Origin of the sequence: Rhizobium sp. S96 (assembly GCF_030382195.1) — a bacterium.
Taxonomy (GTDB): Bacteria; Pseudomonadota; Alphaproteobacteria; order Rhizobiales; family Rhizobiaceae; genus Rhizobium.
This window is the reverse complement of the sequence record NZ_JAUDRY010000030.1, coordinates 297,979-314,780: the sequence shown is the minus strand read 5'-3', so window position 1 is coordinate 314,780 and position 16,802 is coordinate 297,979. Positions and strand designations below refer to the sequence as shown.

The following is a 16,802-nucleotide window of genomic DNA, read 5'->3' as shown; positions in this document are numbered from 1 at the left end:
AATCCAATTTAAACAATCGCTTAGTAACATCTGCCTTAATGGCCTGATAACAAGAAATTGTTACTCTGCTCACTGGAGGGCGATGGAGCCCGTCACCCAGGCATGAAGCCCGTCCTGTCCTGTGGAGACGCACTTCCTTTGATCAAGCATAACCGTGCCCAATTTGAACTCCTCCTCTGGTCTGGGCTTTTCGTTCTTCTCTTTGGACTGGCCCTGTATTTCAACAGCCATGAAGCGCTCGATCGCTTCTTCATATCTTATGAGGAATATAACCTGGACGAGGTCTTCACGGCGTTCAGCATTGCTGGCGTGCTTGGTCTTATCTACTCCTTGATCAGGATTAAGGACATGGCGACGGAGATCGAGCGGCGAATTGCGGCGGAGAAGAACGTCGACTGGATTGCCTGCCACGACCCCCTGACCGAACTTCCAAATCGGCGATTGCTTGACGCAATTTCGGCACGTCCGACGTCTGGTGGTGTGAATACGCGGCATACGGTGTTCAGCATCGACCTTGATGGCTTCAAGAAGATCAATGATCTTTTTGGACACGGCTACGGCGATCAGGCATTGCGAACGGTTGCCGACAGGTTGTCGAACATCTTCCCAGGAGGTGAGGTCTATCGCCTGGGAGGGGACGAGTTTGCCGTTGTAACCACGAGGCACGGAGCTCAGGATCTGGTTGCTGTGGGGCAGCACATCATCGAAAGTATCAGCAAACCCATCGCTACCAACGGGGCGACACTTGATATGGGCGCTAGCGTTGGCATCGCGCGTTACCCCGAAGACAGTGACGATTTGAACGCCGTTCTCCAATATGCGGATTGCGCAATGTACGCGGCCAAGAAAGCGGGCCGGAACAACGCAAGGATCTTTGCTTCGTCAATGCAGCAGGATTTGGTGGCGCGCGTCAAAATGGAATCCGCCTTGAAGAATGCGCTCAATGATGGATTGATCCGTCCTCACTACCAGCCGCTCGTGGACTTGAACACAAGGGAAATCGTCGGTTTCGAGGCACTCGCCAGATGGGAAACGGAAGCCGGGACGTATGTTCCTCCCAGCAAATTCATACCCGTTGCCGAAGACGCGGGCCTCATCGTCGCAATCACCGATCACCTGTTCCGGACGGCATGTCACGACGCCTTGTCGTGGCCGTCGAACATCGCACTTTCTTTCAACATTTCGCCTGTGCAACTCAGTGACCGGCTGCTCGGCCTCCGTCTTTTGAACATCATGGGGGAGGTCGGCCTTCCCACCCATCGCGTCGAGCTGGAAGTGACGGAAAGCGCGTTGATACAGGATACGGAAACGGCGCGAGAGGTGCTCGACGGTCTGACAGAGGCGGGGATAAGGATCGCCTTGGACGACTTCGGCACGGGATTTTCCAGTCTTTCGCAGTTGTCCAACTATCAGTTCGACAAGATCAAGATCGACAAAAGCTTCGTGGCAACGTTCGAGAGCAGTGAAAAGCAGGAGAAGCTCGTCAGGGCGATCATCTCGCTGGGAACGGGCTTAAGTGTGAAGATCACGGCCGAAGGGATCGAAAAGCAGACCCAGCTTCAACGTCTCCAGGAACTCGGCTGCGATATTGGTCAGGGATATCTACTTGGGAGGCCAGTGCCCATCGATCAAGTCCAGGCGGTTATTCAGCAGTCTCGCGTTCAAAGGTCGGTACTGCAATCGTCTGACTAGACGGTCGGATTGCTGCGAGATGCGGCGTTTCCACGGCGTACCGTCGTCCGCGTCATCGCGTTTCGGCTTGTTGGATATCCCTGAGCGCTTGAACGGCCAATCAGGAAACTTTGGCTTCAACTACGTGGTACCTGCGTTTGTCGCAGCTAGGGCGCCGCAATCTCGCCGAACAAGCCGCTTGTTCCGAGAGCACCGGCGATGCGCTTGTGTTCGCGCGAGGGGCGGTGCCCTGTCCGGAGAACGGCAGTTCAAACGAGCGCCGAGCGAACTCTGACGCGGGCAAGACCGTTATTGCAGGTGTATCAGGTCGGCAAGCGGGGCGAATTTTGATCCGAACCCCGTCGACCCACGTATAGGCATTCGACCGAACTCGTAACGAAGTGACCAAGATGTTTGCTGGAGCGGTAAAGGCGCGTCTGCCTCGCATAAGCGTGAGGAAGCGAACTAAATCGATGGAATTCAGTGATCCGACGGAGAGACAGCTTGAACTGAAGGCGTTGATGTCAGCTGTGGCGACAGCGAGAGACGTGGTCGCGTTCGAGGCCCTGTATATGCACTTCTTGCCGCGACTTAGATCGCACATGCGCAAATTGACGAAGAACGTCGTGGCCGCCGACGAGCTCTCGCAGGAAGTGATGTTGTCGGTCTGGCGCAAGGCGGATCAATTCGACCCACAGAAGGGACAGGTTTCTACCTGGATCTTCACGATCGCCCGCAACTTGTACATCGATTCCCTGCGGCGCCGGGCCCCTCAGTTCGATGAAAACGATCCCGCGTTCGTTCCTGACGCTGAGCGACCCGCCGACGAACTGATGATCGCCGCCGAGAACACTGCTGCACTGACGGAGGCACTCGGCAAACTGAAGGAAGAGTATCTGGCTGTGCTACGGATGTCGTATTTTGAGGAGATGCCGCATGCGGCAATCTCCTCGGCATTGGGGATACCCTTGGGCACTGTGAAGTCGAGGATACGATTGGCATGCGAGAAGCTAAGATGGGCGCTGCAGGAAACAAGCAAATGATCCGTCATCACATCGAAGACGAGATGCTGATGCGCTACGCTGCGGGACAGCTGGGTGAAGGATGGAGCATAGGCGTCGCTACCCATCTGGCCTTGTGTCCGTCATGCCGGGAACGTCTTGGTGTTTTCGAGGCGCTAGGCGGCCATTTTCTCGAGGAAGAGGCTGTTGACGTCGAAGACCTCGACGAGAGCTGGCAACAGCTCAAGCGCCGCATAGATGCCGGCGAGATTGATAACATCGTGCCGCTCCGGCCCAAACCTGCCGACGATCTCTTGCCTGAACCTCTTCGATCCTATGTTGATCGAGCCGGTGGGTTGAACTGGCGTCGCCTCGGAAGTGGCGGTGCCGCGCAGATGATCGTGCGAACGGACGACATGACCACCACGGTGCGATTGCTTAAGATCCCCGCCGGACAGCCCGTTCCAGAGCACACTCACGCCGGCAATGAGCTGACGCTCGTATTGTCCGGAAGCTTTTCGGACGAGATCTCCACTTTCGGGCGCGGTGATGTGGAGATGGCAGACGCTGACGTGCTGCACACGCCGCGTGCAGGAAAAGATCAGGATTGCATCTGCCTGGCTGTGACGGACGCTCCATTGCGGTTCAGCAGCCGTCTTCTGCGGCTCATTCAGCCCCTTCTTGGCATATGATCAACGCCATTGATCTGTATCCACGAATGATAGTCGAAGTTAAATATCATCGGTAAGGCACTGATAATAAAATCGATCTGTTTTCACCGCCGGGCGCCGGATTATCCGGTCGGGCCTTTCGGGTATGAATGCGCGAGGCTCCTTGGTGGAAGCCTCAGGGGTTGAGGCCGGCACAGCGTGCCGTATTCAGAACGTGAGTTTCCATTTCCTTGCGGGCGCGCTCTGGATCGTTGTCGCGAAGGGCTGAGATGATCCGCCGATGCTCCGCGATCGAAGCTTGCATGCGCGCTGGCTCGGTGATTGGGATGGGCTGGCGCTGCGTCTCGGTCAATTGCGCGCGGATTACGTCGTATAGCGCCCGCATCATCGCATTGCTGCATGCCGACGCGATGATCGCGTGAAACTCGAGGTCCGCTTCGACATTTGCAAGCAGATCCTGTTTTGCCCAGCACTCTTCCATCTGTTTCGTAGCCGCCTCCATCGCCTGCAGCTGATTGCCGGTCAGGCGGCCGGCTGCCAGGGACGCGATGCTGCCCTCAAGCATGATGCGTGTCTGGAAGACATCAAACACCGAGTAGCTGCTGGAGTAGCGCCAGGGCGCCATATCGTTCCTGGAAGTCCTGGCCCGGTCGGCAACGAATGTCCCGCGTCCGGCTTCCGTTTTTATCAAACCCAGCGTCTCCAGCGTCAGCAATGCTTCGCGCAGCGAGGCACGACTGATGCCGAGCCTTGTCGAGAATTCGCGCTGCGACGGGAACTTCTGGCCGGCGGCGAGTTCACCGCTCTGGATCATGTCCTGTATCAGCCGCGCCGCAGATTGCGGCACCAGTGTCCTGTTCAGCATGCTGTCGTCTTTCAGCGGAATGAGGCCCGCGTTGGCTCGTATCGCATTTTAATCATCAGTCGCTTGCATATTTCAATAGACCGTGCTTGATTTGGCCTGACTGGTCAGACCGGTTAGACCAATAGCAAAAATGCGCGCGACAAAACAAGGGGAACCTACAATGCGTCGTTTTTCGATTTTGAAGACTGTCATACTCTCGGGCGTTATGGCGCTGGTGGGAGTGGCCTCCCACGCGGCCGATCTCACCGTTGGCGCCAATATCGGCAATGTCCCATGGGAATTTCAGGACGAAACCGGCAAGACCGTCGGATTCGAAGTCGACCTCGTCACCGAGATCGCAAAGCGCCTCAATAAGTCAGTGGAGTTTGTGAACATCCCGTTCAACGGGCTCTTTTCGGCCGTGCAGTCCGGCCGCATCAACATGGCGGTCTCGTCGATCACCATAACGGACAAACGCCTCGAGTCGGTGAGCTTCGCTCAACCCTACTACGACAGCGATCAGTCGCTCACCGTCATGGCGTCAAGTGGCATCAAGGATCTGAAGGGGATGAGCGGCAAGGTCGTGGGCGTCGATACGGGCTCGACCGGCGACATGTGGGCAACCAACAACACTGCCAAATACAGTCTCGGTGAGATTCGGCGCTTCGAGGGCCTTCAGCCGGCCATGCTCGATCTCGCTGCAGGTCGTGTCGATGGTTACATCAGCGACATCCCGGCGCTCCAGTACTACGTCAAGGACAAGCCCGACATCAAGGTCGTTGAACGCATCCCCACTGGTGAGAAATATTCGATCATGTTCAACAAGGGTGACCCTCTCGCAAAGGAGGTCAACGACGTGATCACGAAGCTGAAGGGTGAAGGCTTTATCGCCAAACTTCACCAGACGTGGTTCGGTGCGAAAGCCGAAGACACGACCACCACGGTCAAGGTCGCAGATATGCCTACGGCAAAGTAAGTCGGTTGGCCAAGGTTGCGGATGGCAGGCCAGGGCGCCTGCCATCCGTCCCGTAACGCCAGCCTGGTGATTTCATGGACATATTCTCGACTTTCTTCAATGTGGCGGTGCTGGAACGGTCGTTTCCGCTGATGCTTTCCGGACTCTGGGTGACGCTTGAGCTGGGCGTCGTCAGCATCGTTGGCGGCCTTGTCGGTGGCCTGGTCCTTGCTTTGCTTCGGTTGTACGGCCCGCTGTGGGCGCAGACCCTGGCGAAGATCTACATCGACATCTTCAGGTCCATTCCGCTGCTCGTGCTGCTGATCGTCATCTACTACGCACTGCCATTCGTGGGCATCCGGCTTTCGCCGTTCGTCTCGGCGGTGAGCGCCCTCATGATGGTCTCGACGGCCTACACCGCGGAGATATTCCGGGCCGGAATCGAGGCCATTCCTCGTGGACAGTTTGAGGCTTCCGAGGCGCTTGGCCTGTCCTATCGTCACATGATGGTGGAGATCATTCTGCCCCAGGCGATCAAGATCGTAATACCGCCACTCACCAACAACTGCATCAACGTGATGAAGGATACGGCGCTCGCGTCCGTGGTGGCGATGCCCGATCTCCTGAAGCAGGCAACACAAGCGCAGGCGCTGGCGGCCAACCCGTCGCCACTGATCGGCGCTGCGGTCATCTATATCGCGTTCCTGTGGCCGATGGTGACCGTCGTCGCCCATCTCGAAAAACGCTTCAGTGCAGGGAGGCGCAGATGAAGACCATCGTGAACATTCAGAACCTGGACAAGTTCTATGGTGATTTCCAGGTGCTTCACGGCATCGATCTGGCGATTGCCGAAGGTGAGGTGGTCTGTGTAATCGGCCCGTCTGGCTCGGGCAAGTCGACCCTGATCCGTTGTATCAATCACCTCGAAAGCTTCTCGAGCCAAAGCCGGATCGAGGTTGATGGCATCAAGGTCGAGCGGGGTAAAAACCTTCCCCAGGTTCGCGCCGAAGTCGGCATGGTGTTCCAGTCCTTCAATCTGTTCCCGCATCTGAGCGTCTTGAAGAACATCATGATCGCACCGATGCGCGTGCGCGGCACGCCGCCCGAGGAAGCGGCCCGAAAGGCGAGGGAACTGCTTGCCCGTGTTGGCATCACCGCGCAGGCCGACAAGTATCCCGAACAACTGTCGGGTGGCCAGCAGCAGCGTGTAGCGATTGCTCGTGCACTCGCCATGGAACCTCGCGTCCTGCTGTTCGACGAGCCGACATCCGCGCTTGATCCCGAAATGGTGGGGGAAGTCCTTGACGTCATGCGCAAGCTTGCCGGCACCGGCGTGACGATGATCGTCGTGACCCATGAAATGGGTTTCGCTCGTCAGGTCGCGGACCGGGTGATTTTCATGGACAGCGGCCGAATTGTCGAAGTCGGCACGCCAACCGAGATTTTCGACAATCCGCGCGAGGAACGCACGAAGAGCTTCCTGCGCGCCGTTCTCAATCATTGACAAGAAAAGACAAAGTTTTTCGGAGGATCCATGGAAACGCAACGCCAACTCGACATCGATTTCGTACGGAGCCAGTTCCCTGGGCTTGAGCACGGCTGGGTGTTTTTCGACAACGCCGGCGGCTCCCAGATTCTCAAGCATGCCGTCGAGCGGATAAACACATTTCTCTACGACAAGAACGTCCAGATCGGGGGAAGTTACGACGTCTCGCAGCAGGCTGCCAGGGCGTTGATGGAAAGCCGGATTGCAGCGTTGCACCTTGTCAACGCCTCCCGGCCGGAGGAGATCGTCTTCGGCAGCTCCACGACGGTGCTGCTTCAAAACCTCGCCCGTTCCATGCGCAGCCAACTCTCAGCAGGGGACGAGATCATCGTGACGATCTCGGACCACGAGTCCAACATTGGGCCCTGGGACGGCCTGCGCGACATGGGCGTGGTCATCAAGTTCTGGCCGCTTGACACCACGACCTACCAGCTCGACCTCGCCGATCTCAAGCCACTTCTGACGGCGAGAACCAAACTTGTCTGCGTGACGCACGTGTCCAATATCCTTGGAGCGATCAACCCGATTGCCGAGATCGCCGCTGTCGCCCACGCTCATGGCGCTCGCATCTGCGTCGACGCCGTGGCCTACGCACCGCACCGCGCGGTCGATGTCCAAGCTATGGGCGTCGACTACTACGTCTTCAGCTTCTACAAGACCTACGGTCCCCACTACGCGATGATGTATGGGAAGTACGATTGCCTTCTGGAGCTCGATCCGCTTTATCATTTCTTCTACGGACGCGATAAGGTGCCCGGCAAGCTTGAGCCGGGCAATCCGAACTACGAATTGGCCTACGCCGTGACGGGGATCGTCGACTACTTGTGCGAGCTAGGCAAGAAATCGGGTGGAACTGGTTCGCAACGCCAGTTGATCCTTGCTGCCTTTGAGGCGATCACCGTGCAGGAGAATGCCCTGACCGATCGCCTGCTTTCCTACCTGCGCAGCCGCAACGACTGCCGGATCATCGGGGAGACGGCGAACAGGGATGGAAGGCGCATACCGACAATCAGCTTTGTTATCGAAGGCCGCAATTCGGAAGATATTTGCAAGGCGATGGACGCCTACAAGATTGCGATCCGGTTCGGTGACTTTCATGCGCGGCGCCTCGGTGATCATGTCGGTCTGCCGCAATATAACGGCGCCGTGCGCGTCTCCATGGTTCACTATAACACCATTGGCGAGGTCGACCGTCTGATCGCCGCGCTTGACGAAATACTCGGCAGCAATGATGCCGACCAGAAACGGGGCGCTGCCTGAATGAATTTCGACACGATCATCAAGAATGGCACCGTCGTTACCGCCAGCGACACCTTCAAGAGCGATGTCGGCATTCGCGACGGGAAGATCACCGCGCTTGCAACGTCTCTTGATGACGCTGACGAAATCATCGACGCTTCCGGTCTTTATGTCATGCCGGGCGGGATCGACAGTCACGTCCATCTCGCCCAGCCGTCTGGCGACGGCATTGTGATGGCCGACGATTTTGCGAGCGGCACGCGCTCGGCAGCTTTCGGAGGCAACACGACTCTACTGACCTTCTGCATGCAGGAGAAGGGGACTACGCTGCGCCAATCTCTCAAGGCCTATCATGCCAAGGCCGAGGGCGAATGCTATATCGATGTTTCGTTTCACCTCGTCGTTACCGACCCGACGCCATACGTGCTGGGCCAGGAATTGCCTGCTCTCGTCGAGGATGGATACACGTCGCTGAAGGTCTTCATGACCTATGAAAATCTTCGTCTCAGGGATGACCAGATCCTCGATACGCTGGACAGCGCCAGACAGTCCGGCGCGTTGGTAATGGTTCACTGCGAGAACGAAGACGCGATCCGCTACCTGATCGGCAATCACGAGCAAAACGGCGATTTCGCACCGAAGTTTCATGCCCTCAGCCGACCGGCGGCGGCTGAACGCGAAGCGACCCACCGTGCGCTTTCGCTTGCCGAGATCGTCGGTACGCCGATTGTAATTGTGCATGTGTCGAACCGGCAGGCGATGGAAGAGATCGAGCGCGCACGCAAGCGGGGCGGCAAGGTCGCGGGCGAGACCTGCCCGCAGTATCTTCTTCTGACCGCCGATGATCTCGATGCCGCGGAACTTGAGGGCGCGAAGTTCGTTTGCTCCCCGCCACCGCGCGACAAGGAAAGTCAGGAGGCCTGTTGGGAAGGGCTGCAGAGCGGTACTTTTGAGCTTTTCTCGTCCGACCATTGCCCTTTCAGATATGAGGACGACTGCGGCAAGTTGAACGAGAAGGGAAAACGGCACTATCGTTGGATTCCAAACGGTATCCCTGGAGTGGAAACTCGGCTCCCCATCCTGTTTTCGGAAGGGGTGAGCAAAGGCCGCATTGATATCAATCGCTTCGTGGCGCTCTCGTCGACAAACCATGCCAAACAGTATGGGCTTTATCCCCAGAAGGGCACTATTGCCATTGGTTCTGACGCTGATATTGCTCTCTGGGACCCGCACAGGAACGTGACGATCACGAACGACATTTTGCACCATGGTGCAGATTACACGCCTTATGAGGGGCTAGAGGTCATTGGGTGGCCGGTCCTTACGATGCTCAGGGGCAGGGCGATCGTCAGCGGCGGCGCTTTGGCGGGCACCCTGGGACAGGGCCAGTATCTGCGCAGGAGTGCCCGGACTTGACCATCAGTTCACGGTTGTTGTGGGTTGAAGGCCGCTCCATGTGCGTCGGCGATGGCTCGCTCGAGCTCATCGATCGTCGTCGTGTTGGCTGTGTTGCTGCCTTCGAGTTCATTCGGCATCTTCCAGCCCGGGATAGTGGTATCTCATAACATTCCTGGCACGAGGATGCTGAGGGCTGCTCCGACAAAGACTGAAACTCGTTTTCCATGGCGTTAGCCTTTTTGACCGAGCAGCTAACGACGAGACGCTGCTATACCAGTACAAAAATCCCGGCTTTGCTGCGACAGTAAATCGCGCGAAACCGGGTGAGGAGAGTTGACTGGCGGCAAAGCGCGGTCATCACGGCTGCTTCCACTGCGGCCGAGAAACCGACATTCTCCGACGTAACGTTTTCCGGTGCGTTGCGCGGCACCTGGTCTATCGAGGTAAGAAAGAGACCCGGCGACGAAAGAAATCAAGGCCCGCGTCGTGGTTAGGACTATGGAGCCGCAGGGTGTGCCATTGCTGTTGACCATGAGCGCGCAGCGGCAATCGCGCGATGAAGTCAACTTGAATGATCGGTTCACGTCTTCGACCTGCACTGGGCCGCTCCTCCCAAGAGCCTTCGAACGCGACAGCAATCTGTTTACGATGTTCTAGTATTTTCTTGAATGTCACGGGGATGAGATACCGGGACGTATAAATTGCGAGGAGCTGCATTTGTGTTGCGTCGCAGCTTCTCGTGTCGGCGGCCAGCGACCACCATCTTTACGAGTCGTTCGAATTTCTCCCTAACCCGAGGCGTGAGCTTGCGATTGGCCTAGGTCGCGACCTTTCAAGCGCGACGGCAGGTTGATACTGCGGCGTCGTGACAACCATTCGAGCGCATCGGCCAGTCTCGCTCCAAGAAATCAAGGGCATGGGAGATCCTGCTGAAGGACTTGTCCAAGCCGGCCTGCAGCGTGATCCCACCGGCCTCGTCCAACAAACACTGGCCGGGTTGAGCCAGATCCCCTGTCAGAAGCGAAGTCCCCCAGACGACTGATACGACGCGCGTACACATCCCGAAATGGCGATCTCAATCGTGACGCCACAACCGATTTCTGCTAGAGAACGCTCAATGGCCAGGTCATACACGTTCATGGCTCGCGAGACGGACCGGTTCGCGATGCGTTGCGAGGTCGAAGGTAGCTGGATGGTGTCGGATGTCTTCACCGGCTGGCCTGCCGAGCATATGGGGCGCCCGCTTCAGGGATTGGATGAGCGGACGGCCACAAACTTGTGTACTGTCGTCAATGCGCTCGACAAGCATCGCCGAAGACTTGAAAGCCAGGAGCGGGAGGACCTCGCCTCCGTCACGGTCGCGGTACAGGATACGCGGGCAAACCCCTTCCGTATTGTCGGAGCCGTCCTGTCATGGCTCATTCGTCTTTGTGTCAATTCATAATGACCGTTCCAAGGGGATGTAGTGATTGCATAGATAGGAGGCCGGCGGGTTAGCAGCCACGCAAAGCGTTGCTGCAAAATGCGTTCGGGAAGAGGCCCCGGATCGCATGCTGTAGAGGATTGCCCCGTGCCGACGGTTATCGGGACTGGACTGTCGTTCGAAAAGGTCGCTGGGATCTTGCTAGCAAACACCTGCGGTACCTTCAACCTGAAGATTCTAGGGTGGCTGCGACATGGGCTCTCGATAAGAACTGGATCGACAAGTGGCACGACTTCTGAAGCGGACACGCGCTCTGAAGGGCTATGATCTTGCTGGCTACGAGGTTGAGTGGCGACCGACAGTGAAATTTCCGCAGCATTGGGACGGCTGGACGATGCGGAAAAGCGGATGATGATCGCGCTTGATGATATTAGTAGGAAGTCAGGGCCAAGACCGTTCGTCTTGGCGCGGGACGCTCTCTGCGTCGAGATCGAAGAATTTCGGTTGGCTACCCAAGTATAGCATTGCTTTGGGCGGTGTCATCAGGTCTCGTCCACTGGACGGCTTGGGTGGCGCCGCAGCCGATCGCCCTCGTTTCCAGTTTCTCAGTGCCAGGCAATTACCAAAGCCAAGGCAATGATCACAAGAATCGCGACTAAAAGCCTGCCAACGAACAGCACCACACCCGCAGCGGTGCTAATGGCCAGATCGTACCTGAACCATCGGACCTGAGCCAGGCCATACCAGATCGTAGCGACTGCAACCACCCCGATCCCCGCCGCCAAACCAGATTGATGAGGAATGAGGATAAGGTCCAAACCGAAGCCCGCGAACAGCACGAAAAGCGATGCAACATAACACTGGCTGTAGAAAGGAGGTCGCAATGTCTCCCTGGTCAATCTGATTTTCTTCCTCTTCACCAGCGTGACGGCCATTACCAAGGGCAAGACGCCGGAAATCACGCCACGTGCAGCAGGAGATTGGCGGTTGATGAAAGGAGCGCGGGAAGGGCTGCGTCCGCATAAATCGAGGGAAGGGCGCTGGAAACCGCATGTGCGATCAGAAGGGTAAGAAGGAGATTCAGGACGATCGGCGAGCTCGTCATCAGCATATTGCATCATCCGGAAGGGGCCGACGCTCGAACGCCACATCGTGATCCGATAAAAGACAAGCCACGACACCATCTCATAGAGAAGCTCCTCGAGCAATTTAAGCAATTTCATGAAGTCCATTACCGTCACCGTCTCTACCCGGCGGCACTTTGCCCCATCGCTCGCTGTTGGCGCTGGCCTCGGCAGCACGGTTGGCTCGGTAGCAGCATCGGACTTGCAGCCATTCCGGGCATGGCGGGATATTTCTCAGGCGTGGTACAGGCGCCAATGACGGCCTTCGTCATCATTCTCGAAATGACCGGCGATCACCATGCGGTGATCCCGATCATGGCGGTGTCTATGATCAGCTATGTGACGTCACAACTTCTCTCCCACGAGCCGCTCTACCACGGTTTGTCACGCGTGTTCATCGCTGCGGCGATCCGCGTGAAGCGGACAGCAGGGTGATACGTGGCTGACGCTGTATGGCGATCTGTCCCGTCGTGCTGGCCTCATAATTGCGAGGCTTAACGCAACCCAGAGACGGCACGGCTCGGTCAAGCAGGAGAAGCCCTTCACCCGGCATGGACTCCAAAAAGCGTGAGAGAAGGAGACCCCACGGTTCGCAGAGCCGTGAGGTCTGCGAACCGCAATTTCCTGAGCTAGCGTTGCAACCCTGCCTTAAACTGCCTGCCCGGCAAGTCGCTCGATTGCATCGCGGCCGACATCAGTTCTTCGTGGGTGCGCAGTCCGCTGTTGAAGAGCCGGGCGACGACGACGGTCAGCTTGCCGACCGAGGCAGGATCACCTGAAAGGTTCAGGTCACTGGCTATATTCCTCACCACACTGGCACATAGCCGCGCCTCGTCCTTTGAGGGAAACGATATCGTACTCATCATTCGTCTTGCTGTGCGGCCCCGCTCTTTAGTCAGGGCGGGGCCGCTCGATTGCCTTAGAAGTCCATGCCGGCGCCGGCGGGGATTGCCGGTGCGGCGTCCTTCCTGGGTTTTTCTGCGATCATGGCTTCGGTCGTCACCAGTAGGCCGGCCACCGACGCTGCATCCTGAAGTGCGGTCCGGACGACCTTGGCGGGATCGATCACGCCCTGGGCGTAGAGATCGCCATATTCCCCGCTTTGCGCGTTCCATCCGTAGGCGAAGTCGGTTTTCTCGCGCAGCTTGCCGACGACAATCGACCCCTCCGCGCCGGCGTTCTCGGCGATCTGGCGCACCGGGGATTCGATAGCGCGCCGCACGATGTCGATGCCGACACGCTGGTCCTGGTTGGCCGTATCAAGATTGTCGAGTGCGGTGACCGCACGCAGCAGCGCAACACCGCCTCCTGGAAGAATGCCCTCCTCGACGGCGGCACGCGTGGCATGCAGAGCGTCGTCGACGCGATCCTTCTTCTCCTTGACCTCGACTTCCGTCGAGCCGCCGACACGGATGACGGCGACACCGCCAGCAAGCTTGGCAAGGCGCTCCTGCAGCTTCTCGCGATCGTAGTCGGAGGTGGTCTCCTCGATCTGGGCTCGGATCTGGGCGACGCGACCGTCGATCTCGGCCTTGGAGCCGACGCCATCGATGATCGTCGTGTTCTCCTTCTCGATCGCTACCTTTCTGGCGCGGCCAAGCATGTTCAGCGTCACGTTCTCGAGCTTGATGCCGAGGTCCTCGGAAATGACCGTGCCGCCCGTCAGGATGGCGATGTCTTCCAGCATGGCCTTGCGGCGATCGCCGAAGCCCGGAGCCTTGACGGCAGCAATCTTCAGGCCGCCACGCAGTTTGTTGACGACGAGCGTTGCAAGAGCTTCGCCTTCGACGTCTTCAGCGATGATGAGGAGCGGCTTGCCCGACTGCACCACGGCTTCGAGAACCGGAAGCATCGACTGGAGGTTGGACAGCTTCTTCTCGTGGATGAGGATATAGGGGTCCTCGAACTCGACGCGCATCTTCTCGGCATTGGTGACGAAGTACGGGCTGAGATAGCCGCGGTCGAACTGCATGCCCTCCACGACTTCGAGTTCGGTTTCAGCGGTCTTGGCCTCCTCGACGGTGATGACGCCCTCGTTGCCGACCTTTTCCATCGCTTTGGCGAGATAGCGGCCGATCTCTTCGTCGCCATTGGCCGAAATGGTGCCGACCTGGGCGATCTCCGAGTTGCTGGTAATCTTGCGTGCGCGGGCCTTGAGTTCGTTGACCACAGCATCGACACCAAGGTCGATGCCACGCTTCAGGTCCATCGGGTTCATCCCCGAGGCCACCGCCTTGGCGCCTTCCTTGACGATTGCCTGGGCAAGCACCGTTGCGGTCGTCGTGCCGTCGCCAGCCAGATCGTTGGTCTTCGATGCCACCTCGCGCAGCATCTGAGCTCCCATGTTCTCGAACTTGTCTTCCAGCTCGATTTCCTTGGCGACCGACACACCGTCCTTGGTGATGCGCGGCGCACCGAAGGACTTGTCGATCACGACATTGCGTCCTTTCGGACCAAGCGTAACCTTCACGGCATTTGCAAGCACATCAACCCCACGCAACATGCGTTCCCGGGCGTCACTATGAAACTTGACTTCTTTCGCAGCCATTTCCTTAACTCCTCAATAGGCAGCTATTGTTGACTGATCGTTGGTGATCGCGGCCTGTTCAGGCGGCCTTTTTCTGATCGATCCGGGCCTCGATGATGCCCATGACGTCGCTTTCCTTCATGATCAGCAGATCTTCGCCGTTGATCCTGATCTCGGTCCCGGACCATTTGCCGAAAAGGATGCGATCGCCAGCCTTGACGTCGAGCGCCTGGATCTGGCCGGCATCATTGCGCGCGCCGGGGCCGACGGCGATGACCTCGCCCTCCTGCGGCTTCTCCTTGGCAGTGTCTGGAATGATGATGCCGCCTTTGGTCTTTTCCTCAGATGCGACGCGGCGGACAAGAATGCGGTCATGAAGCGGTCGGAACGACATGTTTTCCTCCGTTGGACAAAAAAGATGACGTTGATCCCTGACCGGGCCCCACGAGGTCCCGGCGGGTGCGAACCTCGATCGAGCGTTCGCGGCGAAAATTTATTTTTGCGATTTTTCGATTTCAAGAGGCGAGAAGAAAAAAATTATCAGTCCGCTCTCTGCTCCGGTAACCGTTTGAAAAGTAGCAATAAAACAAATTTGACTGTGCTGATGTCCGCTGGCGGCCAAAAGTTTTCGCGTCGCCCTCCAGTCGTCACGAGATGCAGATGAGACATCTCGTCCCATCGGGTCTCACAAACCCGTTCGACGGCTGGGACCTCGTCGCCGAGAAGATCTGCCGGCGAAATTCACCGACACTGAATGGGGTCTGAAACGACATGTGGCAGAACTTTCTCTTCTTCCTCTAGACCGCCACCTCACTCCGGTTCTGGCAAGTCACTTTCTGCGATTAAACGCCCGTCGAGGCTACGCAAAAATTTTTTCTGGGCGGTCTTGAAACCGGGATTTCCAAAACCAAATCGTTTCCCGCCGGCCGCTGTGGACGGGGCTGGCTACGCTGGAAGCGCCAACTTTCGGCGCTCCGTACCCATGTTGCTTCAAGGAGGATATGGCTATGGCAACATCTTATGACTACGCACCGTTGTTCCGCTCGAGTGTCGGTTTCGACCGGGTCTTTGACCTTTTGGAAAACGCCCAGCGGGCTCGCTCGACCAACGATTGGCCACCATATGACATCGTCAAGACCGGTGACGACAACTACCGGATATTGATCGCTGTTGCCGGTTTCACGCGAGATGACATCGACATCACTTTCCAGTCCAATCTCCTGACTGTGGCCGGCAAGAAGCCTGAAGGGCAAGCTGAAGCCTATCTGCATCGCGGTATCGCCTATCGCCCGTTCGAGCACCGCTTCGAGCTGGCCGACCACGTCAGGGTAGATGGTGCTGATCTCAGCAACGGGTTGCTGTCGATCGAGCTCGTTCGAGAAATTCCAGAGGAGATGAAGGCTCGCAAGATTCTGATCAAGAGCGCGACGCTAGTCGAAAAGCCTACATCCCCTGCGCAGATCAAGGCGCACAAGGCAGCATAGCTGCGGTCAAGGGGGCGCCGTGGCCGCGGCGCCCGCCAACAGTCCGGGTTGGAAAGGAGAGTGTCATGAAACCCGATATGTTCAGAAAACCCGTATCGATTCTCGTCGGTCTTGGCTTTCCGGCGGAGATCCGCTCTGTCCTCGACGCATACCGCTATTTGTGCGAGTGGCCTTCTTCGTCGAGAGATACCGCCCATTCGATCGCCCTGAAGGCGTGTTCTGCGGCGCTGCGTGGTGAAATCGAGGCGGAGACCGCAAGGAGTCTCTTCACTGTCTTCGCCGAAAGGCATGATCTGCTCGCGCCTGACACAGGGGTTGTTGCGGCCTCTCGATTGGGACGTGACCGAGATCCTCACGTGCGCTGAGGTGTGGCGATGATGAACGACGTTTTAACGCGGGTCGTCAACGATGTTGCAGCAAAGGGGCCGGCCGTTCTGCTGCCCTCAAACGTCCGGTTCCGGCGGCCACTCGACGTTGTCAACCTGCATTCGCTGTCCGCCCATGACAAACGTGCAATACTGGCGGCTTGGGCGTCGGACCTCTATGCCATCGAATCCAAGCCTGCTCTGCGTCGGATTCCCGGAACGCCGGTACCGGTCACGATCGATGAGGTCCAGGCCGCGCTCGGGGAACTTGACCGCCGATACGGTATCTGAAGTCGAGGCGATGTCTGGCCCGGGGCTCGGTGTGCTGGCCGGCTCGACAGCCAGTCGGGTGAAGACGACAGATGGGCTTGGAGGAATGTTCTCCAAATGCTGACCTTGCGTCGCGCAAAAAGATCCGGTCAGCATTTGGTGCTTTCGTAACAAGCCCGTCACGGTGTCCTTCGCCGCACTGGGATCGTGACATCTGCGCCAGACCGTCAAGGCGACAATACGGTTGCTCCGATCGAACATTCTTGCACGCGCCTCCCTGACCT

The 16,802-nt window shown here is 57.8% G+C and carries 18 protein-coding genes and 1 pseudogene; 13 read left to right on the top strand and 6 right to left on the bottom strand.

From position 1 onward, the window contains the following. Window positions 1–102: 102 nt before the first annotated feature. From QTL94_RS23555 to QTL94_RS23545, 3 genes are all read left to right on the top strand, one after another. Window positions 103–1,692, top strand: coding sequence for a putative bifunctional diguanylate cyclase/phosphodiesterase (locus QTL94_RS23555; protein WP_065691638.1), 1,590 nt, complete (start codon window positions 103–105; stop codon window positions 1,690–1,692). 389 nt (window positions 1,693–2,081) lie between these two features. Next, window positions 2,082–2,714, top strand: coding sequence for a sigma-70 family RNA polymerase sigma factor (locus QTL94_RS23550; RefSeq protein WP_354666073.1), 633 nt, complete (start codon window positions 2,082–2,084; stop codon window positions 2,712–2,714). Continuing rightward, entirely contained in the window at window positions 2,711–3,364 is a 654-nt protein-coding gene (locus tag QTL94_RS23545; protein WP_065691639.1) for a ChrR family anti-sigma-E factor, read from the top strand. The genes QTL94_RS23550 and QTL94_RS23545 overlap by 4 nt, the downstream gene beginning before the upstream one ends. A 154-nt stretch (window positions 3,365–3,518) precedes the next feature. On the opposite strand, the gene QTL94_RS23540 is transcribed toward QTL94_RS23545, so the two are convergent. Next, window positions 3,519–4,208, bottom strand: coding sequence for a FadR/GntR family transcriptional regulator (locus QTL94_RS23540; protein ID WP_289803247.1), 690 nt, complete (start codon window positions 4,206–4,208; stop codon window positions 3,519–3,521). Between the two features lie 160 nt (window positions 4,209–4,368). Between QTL94_RS23540 and QTL94_RS23535 the strand changes: the two genes are divergently transcribed. From QTL94_RS23535 to hydA, 5 genes are all read left to right on the top strand, one after another. Further along, a complete protein-coding gene (locus QTL94_RS23535; protein ID WP_065691641.1) occupies window positions 4,369–5,163 on the top strand; it encodes a transporter substrate-binding domain-containing protein in 795 nt (264 codons plus the stop codon). A 74-nt stretch (window positions 5,164–5,237) separates the two neighbouring features. After that, complete coding sequence (locus tag QTL94_RS23530) at window positions 5,238–5,912, top strand: amino acid ABC transporter permease (RefSeq protein ID WP_065691642.1); 675 nt, start codon at window positions 5,238–5,240, stop codon at window positions 5,910–5,912. Then, window positions 5,909–6,646 carry an amino acid ABC transporter ATP-binding protein gene (locus QTL94_RS23525; protein WP_289803246.1) on the top strand — a complete coding sequence of 246 codons (738 nt, stop codon included), beginning with the start codon at window positions 5,909–5,911 and terminating at the stop codon, window positions 6,644–6,646. Before QTL94_RS23530 ends, QTL94_RS23525 begins: the two co-directional genes overlap by 4 nt. A gap of 30 nt (window positions 6,647–6,676) precedes the next feature. Next, window positions 6,677–7,948, top strand: a complete 1,272-nt coding sequence (locus QTL94_RS23520; protein ID WP_065691644.1) for a cysteine desulfurase-like protein — start codon at window positions 6,677–6,679, stop codon at window positions 7,946–7,948. Next, the gene (hydA, locus tag QTL94_RS23515) at window positions 7,949–9,343 is read left to right on the top strand and encodes a dihydropyrimidinase (protein ID WP_289803245.1); all 1,395 of its coding nucleotides are present in this window, start codon (window positions 7,949–7,951) and stop codon (window positions 9,341–9,343) included. Window positions 9,344–10,157: 814 nt separating this feature from the next. Here the strand turns inward: hydA and QTL94_RS28395 are convergent. Next, window positions 10,158–10,385 (bottom strand): DUF982 domain-containing protein, encoded by a 228-nt coding sequence (locus tag QTL94_RS28395; protein ID WP_083199358.1) that lies wholly within the window; start codon window positions 10,383–10,385, stop codon window positions 10,158–10,160. A 57-nt stretch (window positions 10,386–10,442) separates the two neighbouring features. Here QTL94_RS28395 and QTL94_RS23510 point away from each other — a divergent pair, with 57 nt between their 5' ends. Beyond that, entirely contained in the window at window positions 10,443–10,769 is a 327-nt protein-coding gene (locus QTL94_RS23510; protein WP_065691646.1) for a hypothetical protein, read from the top strand. Between the two features lie 584 nt (window positions 10,770–11,353). Here QTL94_RS23510 and QTL94_RS23505 read toward each other — a convergent pair. Further along, complete coding sequence (locus QTL94_RS23505; RefSeq protein WP_244499481.1) at window positions 11,354–11,980, bottom strand: permease; 627 nt, start codon at window positions 11,978–11,980, stop codon at window positions 11,354–11,356. A 28-nt stretch (window positions 11,981–12,008) separates the two neighbouring features. Here QTL94_RS23505 and QTL94_RS23500 point away from each other — a divergent pair. Continuing rightward, window positions 12,009–12,307 (top strand): annotated as a pseudogene (locus tag QTL94_RS23500) (chloride channel protein); the annotation flags it as partial. Between the two features lie 194 nt (window positions 12,308–12,501). Here QTL94_RS23500 and QTL94_RS23495 read toward each other — a convergent pair. The 3 genes from QTL94_RS23495 to QTL94_RS23485 are packed head-to-tail and all read right to left on the bottom strand — an operon-like array spanning window position 12,502 to window position 14,793. Further along, window positions 12,502–12,738, bottom strand: coding sequence for a hypothetical protein (locus tag QTL94_RS23495; protein WP_289803244.1), 237 nt, complete (start codon window positions 12,736–12,738; stop codon window positions 12,502–12,504). Window positions 12,739–12,791: 53 nt separating this feature from the next. Beyond that, window positions 12,792–14,420: a chaperonin GroEL gene (gene groL, locus QTL94_RS23490; RefSeq protein ID WP_065691648.1), complete on the bottom strand. Its 1,629-nt coding sequence runs from the start codon at window positions 14,418–14,420 to the stop codon at window positions 12,792–12,794. Between the two features lie 58 nt (window positions 14,421–14,478). After that, entirely contained in the window at window positions 14,479–14,793 is a 315-nt protein-coding gene (locus QTL94_RS23485; RefSeq protein ID WP_113524561.1) for a co-chaperone GroES, read from the bottom strand. 613 nt (window positions 14,794–15,406) lie between these two features. On the opposite strand from QTL94_RS23485, the gene QTL94_RS23480 reads away from it, so the two are divergent. The 3 genes from QTL94_RS23480 (at window position 15,407) to QTL94_RS23470 (ending at window position 16,539) form a co-directional block, all read left to right on the top strand. Beyond that, window positions 15,407–15,883 carry an Hsp20 family protein gene (locus tag QTL94_RS23480; protein WP_289803243.1) on the top strand — a complete coding sequence of 159 codons (477 nt, stop codon included), beginning with the start codon at window positions 15,407–15,409 and terminating at the stop codon, window positions 15,881–15,883. Between the two features lie 65 nt (window positions 15,884–15,948). After that, window positions 15,949–16,248 carry a DUF982 domain-containing protein gene (locus tag QTL94_RS23475; protein WP_065691651.1) on the top strand — a complete coding sequence of 100 codons (300 nt, stop codon included), beginning with the start codon at window positions 15,949–15,951 and terminating at the stop codon, window positions 16,246–16,248. A 12-nt stretch (window positions 16,249–16,260) separates the two neighbouring features. Further along, window positions 16,261–16,539, top strand: coding sequence for a hypothetical protein (locus tag QTL94_RS23470; RefSeq protein WP_502944174.1), 279 nt, complete (start codon window positions 16,261–16,263; stop codon window positions 16,537–16,539). Window positions 16,540–16,802: the final 263 nt, after the last annotated feature.